This is a genomic window from Prevotella conceptionensis 9403948, from assembly GCF_000312305.1.
In the GTDB taxonomy this organism is placed as follows: Bacteria; Bacteroidota; Bacteroidia; order Bacteroidales; family Bacteroidaceae; genus Prevotella; species Prevotella conceptionensis.
Map to the genome: position 1 here is coordinate 1 of NZ_HE999504.1, position 854 is coordinate 854.

At 52.6% G+C, this 854-nt stretch carries 2 protein-coding genes; both read right to left on the minus strand.

Translation table 11 applies throughout. The features are described from left to right. Nucleotides 1–37: 37 nt before the first annotated feature. Nucleotides 38–370, minus strand: coding sequence for a TraL conjugative transposon family protein (locus BN93_RS15970; RefSeq protein WP_019189275.1), 333 nt, complete (start codon nucleotides 368–370; stop codon nucleotides 38–40). Continuing rightward, a partial coding sequence (gene traK, locus BN93_RS15975) for a conjugative transposon protein TraK (RefSeq protein WP_019189276.1) occupies nucleotides 367–854 on the minus strand: 488 nt, incomplete at its 5' end. The genes traK and BN93_RS15970, both read right to left, overlap by 4 nt.

The following is an 854-nucleotide window of genomic DNA, read 5'->3' on the forward strand; positions in this document are numbered from 1 at the left end:
AAACTTCTTTCGCCTTTGTCTCTCTTCCTCCGTCAGCTCAGGCGAGGTGCTCGTATCGGAGGCTGTCTTTCTTTTGAATGGGAACATAATCGTAATACTTTAATAGGTTGATACTGTCTTTGGGATAGAGCCGCCTTACTTCAGGGGCTTCTATATGCTCGATTGCCGGTAACGCTTCCTCCTCAGAGTCTCCGTCGGAGAAGAGGCGGAACAAACCGCTGAAGAAAACATAATTGGCAAGTATGGCGAAAAAGAGAAGCATCGTCAGGACGACATACAGCCTCAGATGAGCGGGGATGTGTCCGCACAGGCGGCGGAGTCTTGCCTCCGCTCCCTCCTGCATCATTCGGAACAGACTTTTCTTTTTCATCGCTTACGGGTACTGATGTCCTTGTTCTCCACAATCTCGAATCCTTCGATATTGAAGCCATTCGGATTGTCATCGCTACGGCTCGTATTGAGCAGGCGGCATACGGTCACGAGACTGCGCTCGGTCACGTTGGTCGCACGGATAATCATCTGCCGGGCATACGTCCGTACCGCATAGGGATAGCGGTCGAAGTCACAGAGCACGCTGTCCACCTGCACGACCTGATTGATATTTCCCGCCACGATACGGTTGTAGTACCCTTTCTCAGAGAAATCCCGATAGTAATTGTAGGCACTCTTGTCCGCCAAGAGCAGCGCACGGGAGATATTCCCCTCGATGGCACTCTTGTCGGGCGAAAGGGTGAAGAACAGCTCGTGGAAGCGGCGCACATGCTCTTTGGCTTCCGCGGGTCTGTTCTGCGACAGATCCTGCGACAAGGCGAGCATCAGCGACTTACCGCCATCCAACACATAGATTTTCTGCC